The organism is Streptomyces sp. NPDC025638 (assembly GCF_055558775.1).
Genome location: NZ_JBVHLX010000016.1, coordinates 105,099 through 125,772 on the forward strand (window position 1 = coordinate 105,099; position 20,674 = coordinate 125,772).

Genomic DNA, 20,674 nt, shown 5'->3' on the forward strand with positions numbered 1-20,674 from the left:
CCGCCCTTACGAACGGTGCCCTTCCGTGGGGCTACTTCAGTACGAGCGACGTCCACGACTTGACCCACTGGTCACGGTTGGCGGCGATCTTGTCGGGGGCCATGGTCTCCGGGTCCTTGGCCTGCGGGCCGTACTTCACGAACTCGGCGGGCACCTGGGCGCCCTCGCGCACCGGGTAGACGAACATGTTGAGCGGCATGTCCTCCTGGAACTCCTTGCTGACCAGGAAGTCGAGGAACGCCTTGCCGCCCTTGGTGTTGCGGGCGTTGCTCAGCAGGCCCGCGTACTCGGTCTGCCGGAAGCAGGTGCCGGCGGCCACGCCGGTGGGGGCGGTGCTGGGCTTCGGATCGGCGAAGACGACCTCGGCGGGCGGCGAGGAGGCGTACGAGACGACGAGCGGACGGTCGCCACCCGCCTTCTTGCCGCCGGCCGAACCGGAGAACTCCTGGTTGTAGGCCTGCTCCCAGCCGTCGACCACCTTGACGCCGTTGGCGTTCAGCTTCTTCCAGTAGTCCCGCCAGTTGTCGTCGCCGAACTTCGCGGCACTGCCGAGCAGGAAGCCGAGGCCGGGCGAGGATGTCGCCGCGTTCTCCGTGACGAGGAGGTTCTTGTACTCCGGCTTGACCAGGTCGTCGAAGGACGACGGCGGGGTCAGCTTGTGCTTGTCGAAGTACGCCTTGTCGTAGTTGACGCAGATGTCGCCGGTGTCGATGGGCGTGACCCGGTGCTTGTCCTGGTCGACGCGGTACCTGGGCAGGATCTGGCCGGAGCCCTTGGGCTCGTACGACTGGAACAGCCCGTTGTCGAGGGCGCGGGAGAGCAGGGTGTTGTCGACGCCGAAGAAGACGTCACCCTGCGGGTTGTCCTTGGTCAGGATCGCCTTGTTGACGGCCTGGCCGGCGTCGCCGTCCTCGAGGACCTTGACCTTGTACCCGGACTGCTTCTCGAAGTCCTTGAGCACCTTCTTCGAGATGTCCCACGAGTTGTGGCTGACGAGGGTGACGGTCTTGGAGTCCGCGGACCCCTTGCCGTCGGACGACCCGCACGCGGACAGCGTGACCAGGCCGAGCCCGACGGCTACGGCGACGAAAGTCTTGTTGTGCACTGGATTCCTCCTGGGGTTGACCAGGAAGAGACGCGGCCCTGCCCGGATTGTCCGGGCAGGGCGCAACAGCTTGAGTAGTGACCGAACTTCCTACCCAGAATGACCTGGGCGAGGTTCAGAGGGTCTGCGGCCCGATTGCCGCACTCTCAGCGCTGTGGCGCTCCCCTGTCGGAATATGAAGATGTGGTGGGACGCAATGGAACTCAGCCAGATTACCTCTCGGTGGCCGCGAGCTGACCACACGCTCCGTCGATCTCCTGGCCACGGGTGTCCCGGATGGTGACCGGCACCCCATGGGCCGCGATGGCCTCGACGAACGCCTTCTCGTCCTCCGGCCGCGACGCGGTCCACTTGGAACCCGGCGTCGGGTTCAGCGGGATGAGGTTGACGTGCACGGGCTTGCCCTTGAGCAGCCGGCCGAGCCGGTCGCCGCGCCAGGCCTGGTCGTTGATGTCCCGGATCAGCGCGTACTCGATGGACAGCCGGCGCCCGGACCTGGCGACGTACTCGAATCCGGCGTCGAGCACCTCGCGCACCTTCCACCGCGTGTTCACGGGGACGAGGGTGTCGCGCAGTTCGTCGTCGGGCGCGTGCAGCGAGATCGCCAGCCGGCACTTGAAGCCCTCGTCGGCGAAGCGGTGGATGGCCGGGACGAGCCCGACCGTCGACACGGTGATCCCGCGCTGCGACAGCCCGAGCCCGTCCGGCTCGGGATCGGTGAGCGCACGGATCGCCGCCACGACCCGCTTGTAGTTGGCGAGCGGCTCGCCCATGCCCATGAACACGATGTTGGACAGCCGGGCCGGGCCGCCGGGCACCTCGCCGTCCCTGAGCGCCCGCATCCCGTCCACGATCTGGTGCACGATCTCGGCGGAGGACAGATTCCGGTCGAGCCCCGCCTGCCCGGTCGCGCAGAACGGGCAGTTCATCCCGCACCCCGCCTGCGAGCTGATGCACATCGTCACCCGGTCCGGGTACCGCATCAGCACCGACTCGACGAGCGTCCCGTCGAACAGCCGCCACAGCGTCTTGCGCGTGGTCCCCTGATCGGTCGACAGATGCCGCACGACGGTCATCAGCTCGGGAAGCAGCGCTTCCTGCAGCTTGCCGCGAGACGCGGCCGGGATGTCGGTCCACTCGGCCGGGTCGTGCGCGTACCGCGCGAAGTAGTGCTGAGACAGCTGCTTGGCACGAAACGGCTTCTCCCCGACGGCGGCAACGGCCTCCTTCCGCTCGGCGGGCGAGAGATCGGCAAGGTGCCGCGGCGGCTGCTTGGCTCCGCGGGGGGCGACGAAAGTGAGTTCTCCGGGCTTAGGCATGGCTGTACCAGTGTCGCAGATCCACATGGGTGGCCCGGGGGCCCACCGTTTCGCCGTGGATGGATCACAGTCGCCGAGCTTGGCGCGAACATGACCGAAGCAACATGACGTGTTCACGTTTGATTTGCACGGACACCTCCCCTGCCCTCAATTCTCGCGATCATGAAACCGCTGAAGACCCTGCGCCTGACCGTGCCCATGGGACTCGCCGCCCTCATGCTCACCGTGGCGGGCTCGCTGTCCACGGCGTCCGCGGCGACCGACTGGACGTACAAGAACGCCTACGAGGGCAACTGCCTCACCGCGTCGACCGTGACCGACAGAGTCTGGTCGGGCTCCTGCAACCAGTCTCCGGGCACCTACTGGAACTGGGGCGGCGAAACGTGGCAGGACTACCCCTCCGGGCGGACGTACCGCCGGCTGGTGAGCGCGGCCACCGGCCAGTGCCTCACCACGGACACCAAGTCCGCCACCAACGCCCTGTGGATGTCCGCCTGCGGCAACGGCCCCGATCAGTTCTGGAACGCCGACTACGACGACCTGCGCAACCTCGACGGAAACCTTCTGCGCACCTCGGCCAACGGTGATGCCGTCTACTCCACCCCGTGGGGCCAGGACGGCATCGAGACCTCACGCTGGACCTGGTACGGCACGCACTACTGACGCCGACCGCTCCACGACGCACACACAGGCGAGCCCCCGTCCTCGGTGAGGGCGGGGGCTCGCTCGCGATGGTGGGCCGTGGCTAGGCCGAGCCGACGAACAGGACCAGCAGCAGCCATACCACCGGTGCCGTCGGCAGGAGTGAGTCCAGGCGGTCCATGATGCCGCCGTGGCCGGGGAGCAAGGTGCCCATGTCCTTGATGCCCAGGTCCCGCTTGATCATGGATTCGCCGAGGTCGCCGAGCGTGGCGCTGGCCGCGACCGCGAGGCCCAGCACCAGGCCCTGCCACCAGCTGCCGCCGTCGATCAGGAACTGCATGCACAGGGCGCCGGCCACCATCGCGAAGGCGACCGCGCCGAGCAGGCCCTCGCGGGTCTTGCCGGGGCTGATGCGCGGGGCGAGCTTCGTCCTGCCGAAGCGCCAGCCGACGGCGTACGCGCCGGTGTCGCTGACGACCGTCAGGAGGAGGAAGGTCAGGACGCGGAACGGGCCGTCGTCGGCCGTCAGCATCAGTGAGACGAACGTGGCCAGGAACGGCACGTAGAACGCCGCGAAGACACCGGCGGTGACGTCCTTGAGGTAACCCTCGGGCGGCTCCGTCATGCGCCAGACCAGCACCGCGAGCGCGGTCAGCGCCATCGCCACCCAGGCGCCCTCGACACCCCGGACGTACCCGGCGACGACCATCGCGGCGCCGCCGACCGCCAACGGCACCAGGGGCGCCTTGATGCCCTTGCGCTCCTGGAGACGGCTGGTCAGCTCCCACAGACCCACCACGACGGCGACCGCTATGACGCCGACGAACACGGCCTTCACGATGAACAGAGAGGCGACGATCACCACACCGAGCCCGACGCCGACGCCTATGGCAGCACTCAGATCGCGGCCCGCACTCTTTTTCTGCGGTGCGGGCGCCGGCTGCGGTGCGTCGGGCATGGGCTCCGGATTCTGCGGCGTCACCGGGTAGGGCTGCGCCGTCGGGGTCTCGTCTCGGAACAAGGGGCCGCTCAGCCGGGCGGCCCCCCGGTCCTCATCCTGGTCTCCGCCGTACGCGGGTACGTCGTCGGGCACGATGGGCATGGGGCGGGTGTGCTGCGCGTCAAGCGCATCGTACGCGGGACCCGCCGGGGCGGCTCCCTGGGCATGGCCTTGGACGTAGCCGTGGCCATGCCCCTGGTCGGTGGGCCCCCAGTACCCGGTCTGTGGCGGCGCCCCCCAGGAAGAGTCGTTCATCAGACCTCGAGCAGCTCCGCTTCCTTGTGCTTCAGGAGCTCGTCCACCTGGGCCACGTACTTGTGCGTGGTGTCGTCGAGTTCCTTCTCGGCGCGGCGACCCTCGTCCTCGCCGGTCTCGCCGTCCTTGATCAGCTTGTCGATCGCGTCCTTGGCCTTGCGGCGGACGGAGCGGATGGACACGCGCGCGTCCTCCGCCTTGCCCTTGGCGACCTTGATGTAGTCGCGGCGGCGCTCCTCGGTGAGCTCGGGGAACACCACGCGGATGATGTTGCCGTCGTTGCTCGGGTTGACGCCGAGGTCGGAGTCGCGGATCGCCTGCTCGATGTTACGCAGGGCGCTCTTGTCGAACGGGGTCACGACCGCCATGCGCGGCTCCGGCACGGAGAACGAAGCCAGCTGGTTGATCGGCGTCGGCGCGCCGTAGTAGTCGGCCACGATCTTGTTGAACATCGCCGGGTGCGCACGGCCGGTGCGGATCGCGGCGAAGTCCTCCTTGGCGACCACGACGGCCTTCTCCATCTTCTCCTCGGCTTCGAGGAGGGTCTCTTCGATCACCACTTGCTCCTGCGTGTCTTGAGTAGGCCCGGCTGCGTTCCTTGGCGGTGGCGGCGGCCGGCTGCGTCGCGTCTTCTTCCTGCACGGTTCCCGACCGGCAGGACATTGTCCATCCCCCGGTCAGGGACCGGGTGCATCTACGGTCAGTCCCGGGTGCCCTGGTCACCCACCAGCGTGCCGATCTTCTCACCCTTGACGGCCCGCGCGATATTGCCCTCCGCGAGGAGCTCGAACACGAGGATCGGCAGCTTGTTGTCGCGGCACAGCGTGATGGCGGTGGCGTCGGCGACCTTGAGGTCGCGCGTGATGACCTCGCCGTACCCGAGGGAGTCGAACTTGACGGCGTCCGGGTTGGTCTTGGGATCGGAGTCGTAGACCCCGTCCACCCCGTTCTTGCCCATCAGCAGCGCCTCGGCGTCGATCTCCAGGGCGCGCTGGGCGGCGGTGGTGTCGGTGGAGAAGTACGGCATGCCCATACCGGCGCCGAAGATGACCACACGGCCCTTCTCCAGGTGGCGCACGGCGCGCAGCGGGATGTACGGCTCGGCGACCTGGCCCATGGTGATGGCGGTCTGCACCCGGCTGTCGATGCCCTCCTTCTCCAGGAAGTCCTGGAGGGCGAGGCAGTTCATCACGGTGCCGAGCATGCCCATGTAGTCCGAGCGGGCCCGGTCCATGCCGCGCTGCTGGAGTTCGGCGCCGCGGAAGAAGTTGCCGCCGCCGATGACGACGGCGATCTCCGAGCCGTCCCGCACGACGGCCGCGATCTCGCGGGCGATCTTGTGTACCACGTCGGGGTCCACGCCCAGGCCCCCGCCGCCGGAGAATGCCTCACCGGACAGCTTCAGCAGAAACCGGCCGTGTACTTTGCCGTCGTCGCTCTTCTGGGGCTTGGTGGTCATGGAGATCCCGCCTCTTTCACGTGTTGCACATACGAAGAAGGCCATTGCCGATGGGGTCGTTTTTCGCTCCCATGCGCGGCAATGGCCTCCTCGTCAGATCTGCTGTCGTCCGTCACGCGCGTGTGCGGGGCGGCATACGCGAACGGAACGGCCGACTGCTGTCGACCCTATCGGGGTCGCGCGTCGATCGCGGTACGGACTCAGATGCCGACCTTGATGCGCGTGAAGCGCTTCAGGGTGACACCGGCCTCGTCCAGCACCTTCTGGACCGACTTCTTGTTGTCCAGCGCGTACGGCTGGCCGAGCAGCGTGGCGTCCTTGAAGAAGCCGTTGACACGACCCTCGACGATCTTGGCGATCGCGGCCTCGGGCTTGCCCTCGGCGCGGGTGGTCTCCTCGGCGATGCGACGCTCGGACTCGACGACCTCGGCCGGGACGTCCTCCTTGGAGAGGTACTTCGGCGCGAAGGCGGCGATGTGCTGGGCGACGCCCTTGGCGATGTCGGCGTTCGGCTTGTCGAGCTCGACGAGGACACCGATCTGCGGGGGCAGGTCGGGCATCGTGCGGTGCATGTAGGCGGTGACGAAGCCGTCGGAGAACTGCGCGAAGCGGTCCAGGACGATCTTCTCGCCGAGGTTGGCGTTGGCCTCGTCCACGAACGCCTGGACGGTCTTGCCGGGCTCGATCTCGGAGGCGAGCAGGGCCTCCAGGTCGGCCGGGGAGGTCTTGGCGACGTGCTCGGCGATGGTGTTGGCCACGGCCTGGAACTTGTCACCCTTGGCGACGAAGTCCGTCTCGCACTTCAGCTCGACGAGAACGCCGGAGGAGTTGTCGTCGGCGATGATGGAGACCACGGCGCCGTTTTCGGCGGAGCGGCCCTCGCGCTTGGCGACGCCCTTCTGGCCCTTGATGCGCAGCGCCTCGACGGCCTTCTCGACGTTGCCCTCGGCCTCGTCCAGCGCCTTCTTGCAGTCCATCATGCCGGCGCCAGTGAGCTCACGAAGCTTCTTGACGTCGGCGGCGGTGTAGTTCGCCATGAGTCTGTGAATCTTTCTCGAAGTCTGGAGGATCGAAGATCAGGGGATCTGCAGTTCCCGTATAGCCGGGGCCGCCGACGCGCCGCTGATCCGCGGGTGAACGGCGGGGGCGGACTTCACCGCGCCGGAGGCGCTGATGGATGGAGTGCCGCCCCCGCCGTCAACACTGACGCTTACGGAGTCAGGCCTGCTCGCCCTCGGCGGCCGGGGCCTCGGCGGCGGGGGCCTCGGCAGCCGGAGCCTCGGCAGCGGGGGCCTCGGCAGCCGGAGCCTCGGCAGCCGGAGCCTCGGCAGCCGGAGCCTCGGCGGCGGGGGCCTCGGCAGCCTCGGCGGCCGGAGCCTCGTCCTTCTTCTCGCCCTCGAGCAGGTCGCGCTCCCACTCGGCGAGCGGCTCGCCCGCGGCCTTCTCGCCCTTCTCGCCGGTGGCGACGCCGGAGCGGGCGATGAGGCCCTCGGCGACGGCGTCGGCGATCACACGGGTGAGCAGGGTGACGGAGCGGATCGCGTCGTCGTTGCCCGGGATCTTGTAGTCGACCTCGTCGGGGTCGCAGTTGGTGTCGAGGATGGCGACGACCGGGATGTTGAGCTTCCGGGCCTCACCGACCGCGATGTGCTCCTTCTTGGTGTCCACGATCCAGACGGCGCTGGGCACCTTCTGCATCTCGCGGATACCACCGAGGGTCTTCTCCAGCTTGGCCTTCTCGCGCGAGAGCACGAGAAGCTCCTTCTTGGTCAGACCGGACGCGGCGACGTCCTCGAAGTCGATCTGCTCGAGCTCCTTGAGGCGCTGCAGACGCTTGTAGACGGTGGAGAAGTTGGTGAGCATGCCGCCCAGCCAGCGCTGGTTGACGTAGGGCATGCCGACGCGGGTGGCCTGCTCGGCGATGGCCTCCTGCGCCTGCTTCTTCGTGCCGACGAACATGACCGTGCCGCCATGGGCGACGGTCTCCTTGACGAACTCGTAGGCGCGGTCGATGTACGACAGCGACTGGAGCAGGTCGATGATGTAGATGCCGTTGCGCTCGGTGAAGATGAAGCGCTTCATCTTCGGGTTCCAGCGACGGGTCTGGTGACCGAAGTGGACGCCGCTCTCCAGCAGCTCCCGCATCGTGACGACGGCCATGGCCGTTCTCCTTGAGTTTCTCGGTTGTGCCGCGGGTACCGGCCGGCACCCGCGCCTGACGCCCGAGTGCGCCTTGCCGCGAGGGACCGAGAGGCGCTGACACCTGTTTGTGATCATCAGGTGTCGGGGCGTGCGAAGTCGACCCGGTGGCCCGGATCGCCAAAAGAAGTGTACGGGACCCGCGAGGCACCGGGTGACGCCGCTGTCCACAACCGGTGAGTTGTCCACAGATCCCGGCCATGATCGACGGGGCTGCGGGACCGTTCTGACATGCGACGAGTGATGCGACGAGCGAGGCCTTGCGGGTGGACGTGGGCGGCGTTGCCGCTGGGACTGGCGGCGATGCTGCTCGCCCCGTTCGCCCGGGCGGACGTACCGCCACCGGCTCCGCGACCGCCGGTACCCGCGCTCGGCCGCGCCTGGCCGGTGGGGACGCGCCCCGCGGTGGTACGGGGCTGGGAGCCCCCGGCGACACCGTACGGTCCCGGCCATCGCGGAGTGGACCTGGCGGCGGCGCCCGGGACACCGGTCCGCTCGGTGGCGGCGGGCCGGGTGTCCTTCGCCGGCCGGGTGGCGGGCAGAGGTGTGGTCGCCGTGCGGCTGGCGGGAACGGATCTGCGGACGACGTACGAGCCGGTGCGCCCGTCGGTGAAGAAGGGCGACGAGGTGGCGGCCGGGGAGGTGGTGGGGGTGCTGGAGCCGACCGGGTCGCACTGCGGGAGTGCGTGCCTGCACTGGGGCCTCATCAGGGGCGAGACCTACGTGGACCCGCTGTCCCTGCTGCCGCCGTGGCTGCTGAACCGCGGGCCGTCGAGACTGCTGCCGGTGCTGGGCGTGCCGCTGCCCGCCTGAGCGGGCTCAGCCCCGCACGCCCCGCAGCGCCATGGCTACGGCCGCGTCCGTGATGTCGGCGGGGTCCTCGGCCGCACCCAGCTCGATACGGCGCACCGCGGCGTCCACGACCCCCTGGAGCAGCATCGCCGCCAGCCGGGGCTGCGCGTGTCCCATCTCCCCCAGCGCCTCGACGATCATCGCGACGAGCCCGCCGTGCGCGGCCCGGATCTTCTCGCGTGCCCCGGCGTCCAGCTCGCTCGCCGAGATCGCCACGACGGCCCGGTGCCGGCGGTCCCCCACCAGCGCCAGCTGCTTGCGCACATACGCCTCGACCTTGCCCTCGGCCGACTCCGTCCGCTCCATCGCCGCCGCGACCTCGGCCGCCCACACCGGGAAGTCGACCTCGCACAGCTCCTCGACCACGGCGGCCCGCGACCGGAAGTACTCGTACACGGACGACCGCGCAAGTCCCGTCCGCTCGGCGAGGGCCGGGAAGGTCAGCGCCTCCGTCCCGCCCTCGGACAACAGGGACCGTGCCGCGTCCAGCAGGGCGGCTCGCTGCATCGACCGGTGCTCGGCCACGGAGGCCGCTCGAATCCTTGGCACGTCAACCACTTTACGGATGTATCACCCCGGACGGGAGGCACTCCGGCCTCACACGGCGTTTCCGCCGGCTCACCGGCCGAAGCTCGCCAGCTTCGCCCGCAGTTGCAGCACCGACTTGGTGTGGATCTGGCTCACCCGGCTCTCGGTGACCCCCAGCACGTTCCCGATCTCGGCGAGTGTGAGCCCCTCGTAGTAGTAGAGGGTGACGACGGTCTTCTCCCGCTCCGGCAGCGTGTTGATCGCCCGCGCCAGGAACCGCCGCAGCTCCCGGTCCTCGGCGACCTCCACGGGATCGTCGGCGGCGGTGTCCTCCAGCGTGTCCATCAGGCTCAGCCGGTCCCCGCCCTCGCCCCCGACGTGCAGCAGTTCCTCCAGGGCCACCACGTTCGCCAGCGACAACTGACTGAACACCGCGTGGAGTTCGTCGACCTCGATGCCCAGCTCCGACGCCACCTCGTACTCCGAGGGGGTACGTCTGAGCCGTGCCTCCAGTGTGGCGTACGCCCGCTCCACGTTCCGCGCCTTCTGCCGCACCGACCGGGGGATCCAGTCCAGCGCCCGCAGCTCGTCGATCATGGCGCCACGGATCCGGGTGATCGCGTACGTCTCGAACTTGATCTCCCGCTCGATGTCGAACTTCTCGATCGCGTCGATCAGCCCGAACACCCCCGAAGACACGAAGTCGGCCTGCTCCACGTTCGGCGGCAGACCGACGCTCACCCGTCCGGCCACATACTTCACCAGCGGCGAGTAGTGCAGGATCAGCTGTTCCCGCAGCCGATCGTCCCCCGTCGCCTTGTAGGACCGCCACAGCTCGTCGAGCGTCGACGGAGCGGGCGGCCGCACGCTGCCACCGTCGCGGGCGGCTGGGGGGATCGCCGCCCGGTCGGACCCGGAGGTGTGCTGGGGCATTCGTCGCCTTGTGCCGTTCTGCAGTGAAGTGCCGGGAAAAGGGTGAAGGGGAGTGCCTGCGTGAGCTGTCGGTCTGGTGTCGAGTTGGCGCGGTCTGCGTCGGGGTCTTCGTGAGCGTAGCGTGACTGGGGAGTCGCGGTGTGCGAACAACGAGGCACCACCCCTGCGCGAACCCCCTCCGAGGCGCACCCCACCGAGCTCCGCACGTCGCTCTGCGTGACGGAGCGAGGGTGTCAACTGGGGGAAATCCCAAGGGCGTCGGGGATTCCCCCGGACGGCCGAACCCATTCGGTCAGCACCGACTGTGACCGCCCCGGACCGAGATCAGGGCCTGGCGTGTCAACTTCCAGCCATCGCCGTGTCGTTCGACATAGCCAAGTGATCGGAGTTCGTACAGCCTCGCGATCGCCTCGTCCTCCGTCGTCTGCGCGCCGCGCGCGATCTCCCCGGGCCGTGCGGCGCGGCCCCCGGGCACGGCGGCCAGGACCTGCCCCGTGGCCGGTTCCAGCAGGTCGCGGGGCAGCACCGGGCCGCGCCGGGCCGGAGCCAGCTCACCCATGTCACCGATCAGCTCGACGACTTCCGCGGCATCGGTGACCAGGGCCGCCTCCCCGCGCAGCAGCTCGTGCACGCCCGCGGAGAGTCCGCTGGTGACGGGTCCGGGCACCCCCATGGTGAACCGCCCCAGGCGCTGCGCCGCCCGCGCCGTGGCCAGCGAGCCGCTGCGGTAGGCGGCCTCCACTACCACCGTGCCCCTGGTGAGCGCCGCGATCACTCTGTTCCGCAGCACGAACCGGCTCGGCGTCGGATGGTCACCGGGCGGCAACTCCCCGACCACCAGGCCCTGTTCCGCGATCCTCGCGATCAGCTCGGTGTGCCCGCGCGGATAGGGCCGGTCGACCCCGCAGGCCAGTACGGCGACCGTGGCGCCGCTCGCGCCGAGGGCGCCCCGGTGAGCGGCGCCGTCGACCCCGTAGGCGCCGCCGGACACCACCACCCACCCGTGCTCGGCGAGCCCCGCGGCCAGCGTTGACGCCATGTGGGCGCCGTATTCCGTGCAGGCCCTGGCACCGACGACGGCGACCGATCGGAGCGCCCACATCCGCAGGCTGGGGCTGCCGCGCACCCACAGTCCCGTGGGCCGGGCGTCCCCCAGATCGTCGAGCTGGGCGGGCCACTCGCCGTCCCCGGGGCACACGAACCGCACTCCGGCGTCCCGCGCGATGTCCAGATCCCGCCGGGGCTCGGCCTGCGCGGCCCGCGCCACCAGCCCCGCCCAGCGCGTCCCGCTCACCCCCGGCAGCGGCTCCCCGCCGGCCCGCAACCGCCGGGCGACCTCCCGCACCCCGTACTCCCGCAGCCAGCGCCCGCCGGTCTCGTCGCCGGGTTCGATGACACGGGTGAGCAGGACGCGGCAGAGCAGGTCGCGGGCGTGCGGGCCGCCGCCGGGATCGTCGCCTGCGCTCACGTCAGTGCCCCGATGGCCATGGGCACGCCCCGTGGGACTCCGGTGCGCAGTTGCAGGGCGAGGGCGACGTCCGTGGCGTCGGGCCGGTCGTGGCCGGCGAGGTCCGCGACCGTCCAGGCGACCCGCAGGACGCGATCCAGCCCGCGGGCGGTCAGCACGCCCCGTTCGAGGTTCCGCTCCGCCTCGTCCATCGCGCCGGTCGCCCCGTGCCAGGTGCTGCGCAGTTCCCGCCCCGGCACCTCGCTGTTGGTCCGCCACGGCGTTCCGACGAGGCGTGCCGCCGCTCGTTCCCGTGCTGCCCCGACCCGGTCGGCGACCGTCGCGGTGGACTCGCCCCGGGCGCCGGGTTCGGTGAGCTGGGCCCGGGTCACGGGGTCGACCTCGACGCGGAGGTCGACCCGGTCGAGCAGGGGGCCGGACAGTCGCGCCTGATAGCGGCGGATCGCCGACGGCGGGCATTCGCACAGGGTGTCCCGCTGGGAGAAGCGGCCGCAGGGGCACGGGTTGGCCGCGAGCACCATGAGGAACCTCGCCGGGAACCGCACCACACCCGCGCTGCGCGCGATCACTACGTGCCCCGACTCGAGGGGCTGGCGCAGCGAGTCGAGCGTCTGGCTGTGGAACTCCGGGGCCTCGTCGAGGAAGAGCACTCCCCGGTGGGCCAGTGACACGGCACCGGGCCGTGCGACGCCCGGGCCGCCGCCGACCAGCGACTGCATGGTGGCCGAGTGGTGCGGGGCGCAGTAGGGGGCGACGTCGATGAGCGGCTTGCCCGGGGGCAGGAGTCCGGCCACCGAGTGCACGGCGGTGACCTCCAGGGACTCCTCCCGGGTGAGCCGGGGCAGGACTGCGGGCAGCCGCTCCGCGAGCATCGTCTTGCCGGCACCGGGCGGCCCTTCCAGGAAGAGGTGATGGCCGCCCGCGGCGGACACCTCCACCGCCGTGCGCGCCGAGCGCTGGCCCACCACGTCGGCCAGGTCGTGGTCCTGCTCGTGCTGGGCGGTGCCCAGGCTGTGCATGCCGGTGGCGGCTCCGGTGCCGGGCACGCGCAGACCGGCCAGGAGCGGATCGGGGCGGCCTTGCTCGTCCGGCGCCTCCTCGGGCACCGGCTCGTCCGTCAGCACGGCGATCAGCTGCCGCAGGCTGCGGATGCCCAGCACCGACACCCCGGGCACCAGTGAGGCCTCCGCGGCGGCGCACTCCGGGACCACCACCTGCTCGTACCCGGCGTCGGCCGCGGCCAGCACCGCCGGCAGGACACCCCGGACCGGGCGCACCCGGCCGTCCAGTCCCAGCTCTCCGATCATCACGATGTCGGCGAGCACCCGCGGGTCGATCCGCTCGGCGGCACCGAGCACCGCGCAGGCGACGGCGAGGTCGAAACCGCTGCCCGCCTTCGGCACCGACGCCGGGCTCAGGCCGACCGTGAGCTTCTTCGAGGGCCAGGAGGCGCCGGAGTTCACCACGGCCGCCCTCACCCGGTCCTTGCTCTCCGTCAGGCTCTTGTCCGGCAACCCCACCAGTGTGAACGCCGCCACCCCGGGTTCCAGGTCGGCCTGGACCTCGACGACCACGCCCTCGACGCCCACCAGCGCCACCGAGCACGTACGGGCGAATCCCATGTCAGGCCACCCCCCGCGCATGCTCGACGACCGGCGCGCCGCGGTCGGGCAGCAGGACGCCGACCAGGTCGATGCGGACGCCTCCGGGCGGGGCCCCGCCGTGGGCGTGGATCCATCGCTCGGCCAGGCCGCGCAGCCGTCCGGCCTTCTCGGGCGTGACCGCCGCCATCGGATGCTCGAAGCCGCCGCTCCTGCGGGTCTTCACCTCGCAGACGACCAGCACGTCGCCGTCCCTGGCAACGATGTCGATCTCGCCCGTCCTGCCACCGCGCCAGTTGCGCTCCAGGACCGTCATCCCGGCCTCGACCAGCCGCCGGGCGGCCAGCTCCTCGCCGTACCTGCCGAGTGCACTGCGTGCGTTCATGTCGGCACCACCTCCGGCGCCAACGCTCACGCATCCGCCCCCAAGAAGTGGATCTTGGTGGACGGCTCAGCGGTTGTGGACAACTCCGTCACCCGCTCGGGAGTTCCAGATCGGTCTTGTTCAGCTCCTCGATGTTCACGTCCTTGAACGTGAGGACGCGTACCTGCTTCACGAAGCGGGCGGGCCGGTACATGTCCCAGACCCAGGCGTCGGCCATCGACACCTCGAAGAACACCTCGCCCTGAACCGAGTGCACCTGCATCTCGTAGTCGTTGGTGAGGTAGAAGCGCCGCTCGGTCTCGATCACGAATTTGAACAGACCGACGACATCGCGGTACTCCCGGTAGAGCTTGAGCTCCATCTCGGTCTCGTACTTCTCGAGGTCCTCGGCGCTCATGGCATGTTCCCCTTCACCCGTGCGATCCCACCATTGTGCGCCAGTCCCGCGGGCCCCTAGACGATTTCCGGGTCAAGGTTCACGGGCCTGGCCGGGGGACCTTCGTCGAGCAGCCTCCGCAGCAGCTCGGCGAGTCTGGTCGGATACACCGTCTCATGCGCCCGGGTCAGTTCCTGGCACGTCCACCATCGAGCTCCGGCGACGCTGCGCCGCTCCAGCTCGGTCAGACCGGCCGCCTCGGTCACCGTCTGGGCCGTACGAGCCAAGTAGTACCACTCGTCCTGGTCCCAGCGGCGGCCCGCGAACGGGAACGAGCACATGCGCCGCCACAGCACCGGACCGAGTTCGACCTCGGTGATACCGGTCTCCTCGGTGAGTTCCCGCAGCGCGGCCTGTGCACGGGTCTCGTCGCCCTCCAGGCCGCCGCCCGGAGTGAACCACCAGTCGTCGGCCGGATCGTCCGGCTCATGCCCGTGCAGCAGCAGGATACGGTCCTCGGGGTCGAGCAGGACGACCCTGGCGACCTTGCGCAGACCGCCCTGGTAGGAGTCCTCGTACACGCCTCCCGGGCCCCCGTCGTCCCTGGCGGCCGTCTCGCCCGCGTCCGTGGCCTCAGCCGGCACTGGCCGGCTCCGGCCGCGTGCCGGCGCGGGAGCGGGCCGCCCGCTTGGCGATCGGGCCGTACGCGCCGCCGCCCAGAACGAGGACCGCACCGCCGACGATCAGACAGAAGATGATGCGCAGCGGGCCGGGCTGGGACAGGGCGCCGAGGGCCTCGAAGCCGGTGGGGCGCTTGAGCATGCCGTTCATCGGCCAGATGACGGCGTCCACGCGGGCACTCACGGCGTTGCGCGAGACGGTGCCTCTGGCCGCGTCCGTGAGGTGGGCGGTGGAGTCCAGGGAGCCCTGGCGTTCGTCGCCGAGGAGGAAGAGCCGGCCCTGGGGGACCTTCACGGTCGGGATGTTCTTGGCCTCGGCCAGGCTGCCCTTGGGCAGATACGGCTCCTCGATCTGCTTGCCGTTGACGGTGAGCTTTCCGTCGGTGCAGCAGGAGACCGTGTCACCGCCGACCGCGACCACGCGCTTGACCACGTTCGCGTTGGTGACCCAGGACTTGTCGCGGAAGACGACGACGTCACCGCGGCGCACCTCGTTGCCGTCGACGCGCTGGGCCAGGACGCGGTCGCCCATGTTGATCGTCGGCGCCATCGAGCTGGTGGGCACGGTGTACGGCCGGTAGATCACCGCTGCCCACGCGAATCCGCCGAGGAACAGCACCAGGCCCAGCGCGACGGCCAGCCCAGACAACCGCTGTCCCAGCCGGCTGCCGACCTGCGCCGTGCCTGTGCCGCCGCTGCGCGGGGCCGTACGTGTAGTGCTCTCGCCACCCATGGACCCGCACCCTACCCGGCGGTACGGGACCGGGGGAGCCCCTCTTTCGCGACCCCGGTCACAAGCTTTCCAAAGCTTTCACGGCTCCCGGAGGACTTCACCGCCTCCTGCGGGCTTCACGAGGGGCGTGCCCGGGCCCCCGACCCGTCCACCGGACCGGGGGCCGAAGCGGAGGTCGCCGCTTGTGGGCCTAAGCCCTGGTGCCGGGCTCGGTGGTCCGGGCGGCGGTGCGCCTGCGCCGCCACACCGCCACCGGCAGCACGCCCACGAGCGCGAGGCCCTGCGGCGCGACCGAGAGGGACGCGGCGGAGGACTGCTGGTCGAGGGGCTGGTCGAAGGTGTCCGGGACCGGCAGCGTGCCCCAGCGGTTGATCGGCCAGGCCTTGACGATGGCGCGCCCGACGACCTTGTCGACCGGGACCATGCCGTGGTTCTTGTCGTCCTGGTTGTAGCGCGAGTCACGCGAGTTCTGGCGGTGGTCGCCCATCACCCAGATGTAGCCCTTGGGGACCTTCACCTTGAACTGGCCGCCCTGGTCGTCGACGCTGCACGGCGTGTTGCCGGGGTAGACGTAGGGCTCGTTCAGCGCCTTGCCGTTGACCTTCAGCGGGCCCGAGCCCTTGCACTCGATCGTGTCGCCGCCGACGCCGATGACCCGCTTGATCAGGTCCTTCTCCTCGGCGGAGGGCATCAGGCCGATCCAGCTGAGGACCTGCTGCACGGCGTTGGGGGTGGGCGTCGGCTCGCCCTTGAGCCACTCGGCCGGGTCGTGGAAGACGACGACCTCGCCGCGCTCGGGCTCGGAGCCGAACCAGGGGGTGAGCTTGTCCACCAGGACGCGGTCGCCCTGCTGGAGGGTGTTCTGCATCGAGTCGGACGGGATCGAGAACGCCTGCACCAGGAACGTCTTGATCAGCAGCGCCAGTACCAGCGCGATGCCGACCAGGATCGGCAGCTCCTTCCAGAAGGAGCGGGGCTTCTTGGGGCCGGCGGCCGAGCCGCCCGGCCCGTCCTCCCCGCTCCCCGGCCGCTGCCCGCCCGAGGACGGGCCACCGCCGGCCGGTCCGGGCTCATTCCCTGAGGTCATGTCGCCGTCCGGGCCGGGGACACTCTCTTCCGCGGGGCGCCCGGGGTGCTCCTCGCCGTCGTGTCCCGACCGTGCGCCAACCGCTACATCCCCCACGCCAACTCCTTACTCTGTGCCGCCGCCTGCCCCATGCACGACGCAGGCCCACCACTCCCATAACGAGCGGGAGTTCCGCAGGGGTCGGGAGTTGGAAGAATCCGTTCGGTTCGTCGGAGGCAACCCTATGCGACAGTTCGGGAGCGGCGGTCGACCCCGACACGGAGTTCGACACGCTTGCGAAGGTTTTAGGTTCCTGCAGCCTGGTCCAGTGCCCGACGGGCCAGCCGATCACCATGGCCCGGCCCACCACGGAGTCCTCGGAGACCGTGCCGCCGTAGTCGGTGTTCTGGTGCGCGCGGGAGTCGGCGGAGTTGGCCCGGTGGTCGCCCATCACCCACAGCCGTCCCTGCGGGACGGTGATGTCGAACGGGGTGGTGGAGGGGGCGTTGCCCGGATACAGATAGTCACCCTCGGTCAGGGGCACGCCGTTGACGGTCACCCGTCCCTGTGCGTCACAGCACTTGACGTGGTCGCCGCCGACCCCGATGACCCGCTTGATGAGGTCCTTCTCGTTGTCGGAGGGCAGCAGACCGATGAAGGTGAGCCCTTCCTTGAACTGCTTGACGACCACCGGATCGTTCTTCTTGGTGGTCTGCTCGTCCGCCAGCCAGCCGCCCGGGTCGTGGAAGACGACGACATCCCCGCGCTGCGGCTTGGAGCCGAACCACGGGGTGAACTTGTCGACCAGGACGCGGTCGCCGATCCGGATCGTCTGCTCCATGGAGCCCGACGGGATGACGAAGGCCTGGACGAGGAACGTCTTCAGTACGAGGGCTATCAGAACCGCCACGCCGACCAGCAGCGGTATCTCACGGACCGCGCTGCGCCTGCGCTTGCGCTTGACCTTGCGCTGGAGCTTGCGCCGCTCCGCGCGGGAACGGCCGCCGGCCGGGCTTGCGGCGCGCCGGGTCCCGGTGGGCAGCAGGTTCTCCGCGGCGCTGCTCGGCATGCCGCGCGGTTTTCCGCGGTTACCCATGCGCGCCCTCCGCCGCGGGCACGCGCGCGTAGGCGGCGGGGCGGTTCAGGTGCCTCCAGTGGCCCGTCGGCCAGACGATCCAGTCGGCGCGGCCGATGACGTCCCCGACGGGGATCATGCCGCCGCCCGGGGAGCCCAGGTGGTCACGGGAGTCGCTGGAGTTGCTGCGGTGGTCGCCGAGGACGAACAGTGTGCCGTCGGGCACGACGACGTCGAAGGGGACGGCGGACGCGCTGTCCCCCGGGTGGAGGAACGCCGTCTCGTCGACCGGCCGGCCGTTCACTTCGATCCTCCCCTCCTTGTCGCAGCAGACCACATGGTCTCTCCCCACACCTACAACGCGCTTGATGTAGTCGGCGTCCCCGAAATACCCGGTGCCGTCGAACACGACGACGTCACCGCGCCGCGGCTCGGCACCGAAACGGTACGCCAACTTATTTACGAGAACGCGGTCCCCGATCCTCAATCCCTGTTCCATGGATCCGCTGGGAATCTGGAAGGGTTGCACCACGAAAGTGTTGAGAAGCAGCAAAAACAGCAGGCAGACGAAGAGGGTGAGGGTGATCCACCCGCCCGGCAGCCACTCGGTGATCCGCGACACCAACGCGAAACGCGACCGTTCCTCCATGGCCCCCGTGTCGGGGCGGGAGGAGCGGTCGCGTTCCGTCGGCTGTGCTTCGGTGTCCATCGGAGCCAGATGCTATCCGGCCCCGCTGTGACGTCCGGGAAGCGCTCAGCTCTCGCGCTTCTCCTTGATCTTCGCGGCCTTGCCACGCAGCTCGCGCAGGTAGTACAGCTTCGCGCGACGCACGTCACCACGGGTGACGAGCTCGATCTTCTCGACGATCGGGGTGTGCACCGGGAAGGTGCGCTCGACGCCGACGGAGAACGAGACCTTGCGGACCGTGAAGGTCTCACGGACACCGGAGCCCTGACGGCGGATCACAACGCCCTTGAACTGCTGCACACGGGAGCGGTTGCCCTCGATGACGCGGACGTGGACGTTGACGGTGTCACCCGGACGGAAGGCCGGGATGTCGCTGCGCAGCGACGCGGAGTCGACGGAGTCGAGCAGGTGAGACATTTCGTCTGCTTTCTTCGCTGATGCCACAGGTCATCAACGGGAACTAGGTTTCCATGAGGACTGCCGTGCGGGTCGGGGCGGTCGTCGTGTCCCCCTGTGGCAGGGGCGCTCGCCGGACGGACGCACAGCAGCGGCCTATTCTTCCATGCCCTCTGGCCTGCGCCAAAATCGGCCGTACGGCTCCCCGTCCGGGTCCGGGGCCCAGCCCAGGATGGAGAGCATCTCGCGGTCCTTCTTGTCGAAGGCCTTGGGGTCGCAGCGCTCGATCAGATCGGGCCGGTTGGCCGACGTACGCCGGAGGGCCTCGTCCCGGCGCCAGCGGGCGATCTTGCCGTGGTGGCCGCTGAGCAGCACGTCCGGGATGTCCCGGCCGCGCCAGACGGGCGGCTTGGTGTAGACGGGCCCCTCCAGGAGGCTCGCCATCGCGCCGGGCGCGAAGGAGTCGTCCCGGTGGGACTCGGCGTTGCCGAGGACCCCGGGCAGCAGCCGGGCGACGGCCTCCGTGACGACGAGCACGGCCGCCTCGCCGCCGGCCAGGACGTAGTCGCCGATGGACACCTCGTACACCGGTATCCGGGTGGCGTACTCGTCCATGACGCGCCGGTCGATGCCCTCGTAGCGGGCCGGCGTGAAGATCAGCCAGGGGCGCTCGGAGAGCTCCACGGCCAGTTCCTGGGTGAACGGGCGGCCGCTGGGGGTGGGGACGATCAGCGCGGGCGCGTGGGAGCCCGTCTCGTAGCCGTCGGCGAGGACGGAGTCCAGGGCGTCGCCCCAGGGGTCGGTCTTCATGACCATGCCGGGACCGCCGCCGTACGGCGTGTCGTCGACCGTGTTGTGCCGGTCGTACGTCCAGGACCGCAGGTCGTGCACGTGCACGTTCAGCTGCCCACGCGCGCGTGCCTTGCCGACCAGGGAGACGTTCAGCGGCTCCAGGTACTCGGGGAAGATCGTGACGACGTCGAGGCGCATCAGGAAGCTTCTCCCGCCGAGTCCTGCGCGGAGTCCTGCGCCGGCTCCTGCGCGGAGTCCTCCGCCGGTTCCCGGGAGGAGGCGATCTCGGCCCGGTCGTCGATCAGGCCCGGCGGCGGGGAGACGACCGCCCGCTGCTCCTCCAGGTCGATCTCGGTGACGATCTCCTGGACGAACGGGATCATGACCTCGGTCCCGTCCGGCCGCTCCACGATGAACAGGTCCTGCGAGGGCAGGTGCGAGATCTCCGTGATCCGGCCGACCTCGGTGCCGTCCTGGGTCACCACGTCGAGGTCGATGAGCTGATGGTCGTAGTACTCGTCCTCGTCCTCGGGGAGCTCGTCGGGGTCGACCTCGGCGATCAGGAGCGTGTTGCGCAGCGCCTCGGCGGCGGTGCGATCGTCGACCCCGTCGAACCGTAGGAGGAGCCGGCCGCTGTGCACCCGGCCGGCCGCGATGGTCAGCGGCCCCGCGGAGGCGGGATCGGTGGCGAGTACGGCGCCGGGGCCGAGCCGGAGTTCCGGCTCGTCGGTACGGACCTCCACGGTGACCTCGCCCTTGATGCCATGGGCGCGGCCGATCCGTGCGACTACCAGCTGCACTGTGCTTGCTCTCCTGTCATACGACTGCGGGCCGGGGACGGCCCAGTGGCCCTCCCCGGCCCGAGCCGGTGCTGCGAAACGTCAGCGGACGTGGTCCACGTCGACGAGGTCGACACGGACACCGCGGCCGCCGATGGCGCCCACGACGGTGCGCAGGGCGCGCGCGGTGCGGCCGTTGCGGCCGATCACCTTGCCGAGGTCGTCGGGGTGGACCCTGACCTCGAGAACGCGCCCGCGGCGCAGGTTGCGCGAGGCGACCTGCACATCGTCAGGGTTGTCGACGATGCCCTTCACGAGGTGCTCAAGCGCCTCTTCGAGCATG

Annotated in this window: 24 protein-coding genes; 2 read left to right on the forward strand and 22 right to left on the reverse strand. The window is 69.9% G+C overall.

The features are described from left to right. Positions 1 to 31 precede the first annotated feature (31 nt). On the reverse strand, positions 32 to 1,105 hold the full coding sequence (locus tag ACZ4EG_RS35075) for a thiamine ABC transporter substrate-binding protein (protein WP_467793479.1): 1,074 nt from the start codon (positions 1,103 to 1,105) through the stop codon (positions 32 to 34). A gap of 212 nt (positions 1,106 to 1,317) precedes the next feature. Beyond that, entirely contained in the window at positions 1,318 to 2,424 is a 1,107-nt protein-coding gene (gene rlmN / locus ACZ4EG_RS35080; RefSeq protein WP_467793480.1) for a dual-specificity RNA methyltransferase RlmN, read from the reverse strand. A 162-nt stretch (positions 2,425 to 2,586) separates the two neighbouring features. Between rlmN and ACZ4EG_RS35085 the strand changes: the two genes are divergently transcribed. After that, positions 2,587 to 3,087, forward strand: a complete 501-nt coding sequence (locus tag ACZ4EG_RS35085) for a hypothetical protein (RefSeq protein WP_390712582.1) — start codon at positions 2,587 to 2,589, stop codon at positions 3,085 to 3,087. A gap of 82 nt (positions 3,088 to 3,169) precedes the next feature. Here the strand turns inward: ACZ4EG_RS35085 and ACZ4EG_RS35090 are convergent, their stop codons facing one another. The 5 genes from ACZ4EG_RS35090 to rpsB form a co-directional block, all read right to left on the reverse strand. After that, positions 3,170 to 4,321, reverse strand: a complete 1,152-nt coding sequence (locus ACZ4EG_RS35090; RefSeq protein WP_453554341.1) for a phosphatidate cytidylyltransferase — start codon at positions 4,319 to 4,321, stop codon at positions 3,170 to 3,172. Beyond that, the gene (gene frr, locus ACZ4EG_RS35095; protein ID WP_037781101.1) at positions 4,321 to 4,878 is read right to left on the reverse strand and encodes a ribosome recycling factor; all 558 of its coding nucleotides are present in this window, start codon (positions 4,876 to 4,878) and stop codon (positions 4,321 to 4,323) included. The genes ACZ4EG_RS35090 and frr overlap by 1 nt, the downstream gene beginning before the upstream one ends. 143 nt (positions 4,879 to 5,021) lie before the next feature. Next, positions 5,022 to 5,780, reverse strand: a complete 759-nt coding sequence (gene pyrH / locus ACZ4EG_RS35100; RefSeq protein WP_453554339.1) for a UMP kinase — start codon at positions 5,778 to 5,780, stop codon at positions 5,022 to 5,024. A gap of 200 nt (positions 5,781 to 5,980) precedes the next feature. Beyond that, positions 5,981 to 6,817 carry a translation elongation factor Ts gene (gene tsf / locus ACZ4EG_RS35105; RefSeq protein WP_467793481.1) on the reverse strand — a complete coding sequence of 279 codons (837 nt, stop codon included), beginning with the start codon at positions 6,815 to 6,817 and terminating at the stop codon, positions 5,981 to 5,983. Between the two features lie 181 nt (positions 6,818 to 6,998). After that, positions 6,999 to 7,940: a 30S ribosomal protein S2 gene (gene rpsB, locus ACZ4EG_RS35110; protein WP_467793482.1), complete on the reverse strand. Its 942-nt coding sequence runs from the start codon at positions 7,938 to 7,940 to the stop codon at positions 6,999 to 7,001. A gap of 282 nt (positions 7,941 to 8,222) precedes the next feature. On the opposite strand from rpsB, the gene ACZ4EG_RS35115 reads away from it, so the two are divergent. After that, on the forward strand, positions 8,223 to 8,792 hold the full coding sequence (locus ACZ4EG_RS35115) for a murein hydrolase activator EnvC family protein (RefSeq protein WP_467793521.1): 570 nt from the start codon (positions 8,223 to 8,225) through the stop codon (positions 8,790 to 8,792). A gap of 6 nt (positions 8,793 to 8,798) precedes the next feature. Here ACZ4EG_RS35115 and ACZ4EG_RS35120 read toward each other — a convergent pair whose 3' ends face one another. From ACZ4EG_RS35120 to ACZ4EG_RS35190, 15 genes are all read right to left on the reverse strand, one after another. Beyond that, on the reverse strand, positions 8,799 to 9,356 hold the full coding sequence (locus ACZ4EG_RS35120) for a TetR/AcrR family transcriptional regulator (RefSeq protein ID WP_453554554.1): 558 nt from the start codon (positions 9,354 to 9,356) through the stop codon (positions 8,799 to 8,801). Positions 9,357 to 9,449: 93 nt separating this feature from the next. Beyond that, positions 9,450 to 10,292: an RNA polymerase sigma factor WhiG gene (gene whiG / locus ACZ4EG_RS35125; RefSeq protein ID WP_263213204.1), complete on the reverse strand. Its 843-nt coding sequence runs from the start codon at positions 10,290 to 10,292 to the stop codon at positions 9,450 to 9,452. Between the two features lie 292 nt (positions 10,293 to 10,584). Then, the gene (gene dprA / locus ACZ4EG_RS35130; RefSeq protein ID WP_467793483.1) at positions 10,585 to 11,760 is read right to left on the reverse strand and encodes a DNA-processing protein DprA; all 1,176 of its coding nucleotides are present in this window, start codon (positions 11,758 to 11,760) and stop codon (positions 10,585 to 10,587) included. Next, entirely contained in the window at positions 11,757 to 13,382 is a 1,626-nt protein-coding gene (locus ACZ4EG_RS35135) for a YifB family Mg chelatase-like AAA ATPase (protein ID WP_467793484.1), read from the reverse strand. The genes dprA and ACZ4EG_RS35135 overlap by 4 nt, the downstream gene beginning before the upstream one ends. A gap of 1 nt (position 13,383) precedes the next feature. Continuing rightward, entirely contained in the window at positions 13,384 to 13,746 is a 363-nt protein-coding gene (locus tag ACZ4EG_RS35140; protein WP_453554327.1) for a YraN family protein, read from the reverse strand. A gap of 88 nt (positions 13,747 to 13,834) precedes the next feature. After that, complete coding sequence (locus ACZ4EG_RS35145; RefSeq protein ID WP_453554325.1) at positions 13,835 to 14,143, reverse strand: DUF2469 domain-containing protein; 309 nt, start codon at positions 14,141 to 14,143, stop codon at positions 13,835 to 13,837. A 56-nt stretch (positions 14,144 to 14,199) separates the two neighbouring features. Next, the gene (locus tag ACZ4EG_RS35150) at positions 14,200 to 14,766 is read right to left on the reverse strand and encodes an NUDIX hydrolase (protein ID WP_453554323.1); all 567 of its coding nucleotides are present in this window, start codon (positions 14,764 to 14,766) and stop codon (positions 14,200 to 14,202) included. Beyond that, on the reverse strand, positions 14,756 to 15,535 hold the full coding sequence (lepB, locus tag ACZ4EG_RS35155; protein WP_453554321.1) for a signal peptidase I: 780 nt from the start codon (positions 15,533 to 15,535) through the stop codon (positions 14,756 to 14,758). Before lepB (ACZ4EG_RS35155) ends, ACZ4EG_RS35150 begins: the two co-directional genes overlap by 11 nt. Before the next feature lie 190 nt (positions 15,536 to 15,725). Continuing rightward, complete coding sequence (lepB, locus tag ACZ4EG_RS35160) at positions 15,726 to 16,718, reverse strand: signal peptidase I (RefSeq protein ID WP_467793485.1); 993 nt, start codon at positions 16,716 to 16,718, stop codon at positions 15,726 to 15,728. Further along, positions 16,606 to 17,697, reverse strand: coding sequence for a signal peptidase I (gene lepB, locus ACZ4EG_RS35165; RefSeq protein WP_453554317.1), 1,092 nt, complete (start codon positions 17,695 to 17,697; stop codon positions 16,606 to 16,608). Before lepB (ACZ4EG_RS35165) ends, lepB (ACZ4EG_RS35160) begins: the two co-directional genes overlap by 113 nt. Next, the gene (gene lepB / locus ACZ4EG_RS35170) at positions 17,690 to 18,385 is read right to left on the reverse strand and encodes a signal peptidase I (protein WP_453554315.1); all 696 of its coding nucleotides are present in this window, start codon (positions 18,383 to 18,385) and stop codon (positions 17,690 to 17,692) included. The genes lepB (ACZ4EG_RS35165) and lepB (ACZ4EG_RS35170) overlap by 8 nt, the downstream gene beginning before the upstream one ends. 45 nt (positions 18,386 to 18,430) lie before the next feature. Continuing rightward, entirely contained in the window at positions 18,431 to 18,781 is a 351-nt protein-coding gene (rplS, locus tag ACZ4EG_RS35175; RefSeq protein WP_030612790.1) for a 50S ribosomal protein L19, read from the reverse strand. A 135-nt stretch (positions 18,782 to 18,916) separates the two neighbouring features. Then, positions 18,917 to 19,750 carry a tRNA (guanosine(37)-N1)-methyltransferase TrmD gene (gene trmD, locus ACZ4EG_RS35180; protein WP_263213190.1) on the reverse strand — a complete coding sequence of 278 codons (834 nt, stop codon included), beginning with the start codon at positions 19,748 to 19,750 and terminating at the stop codon, positions 18,917 to 18,919. Continuing rightward, positions 19,750 to 20,352, reverse strand: coding sequence for a ribosome maturation factor RimM (gene rimM, locus ACZ4EG_RS35185; protein WP_453554311.1), 603 nt, complete (start codon positions 20,350 to 20,352; stop codon positions 19,750 to 19,752). The genes trmD and rimM overlap by 1 nt, the downstream gene beginning before the upstream one ends. 81 nt (positions 20,353 to 20,433) lie before the next feature. Next, the gene (locus tag ACZ4EG_RS35190; RefSeq protein ID WP_003973401.1) at positions 20,434 to 20,673 is read right to left on the reverse strand and encodes an RNA-binding protein; all 240 of its coding nucleotides are present in this window, start codon (positions 20,671 to 20,673) and stop codon (positions 20,434 to 20,436) included. Position 20,674: the final 1 nt, after the last annotated feature.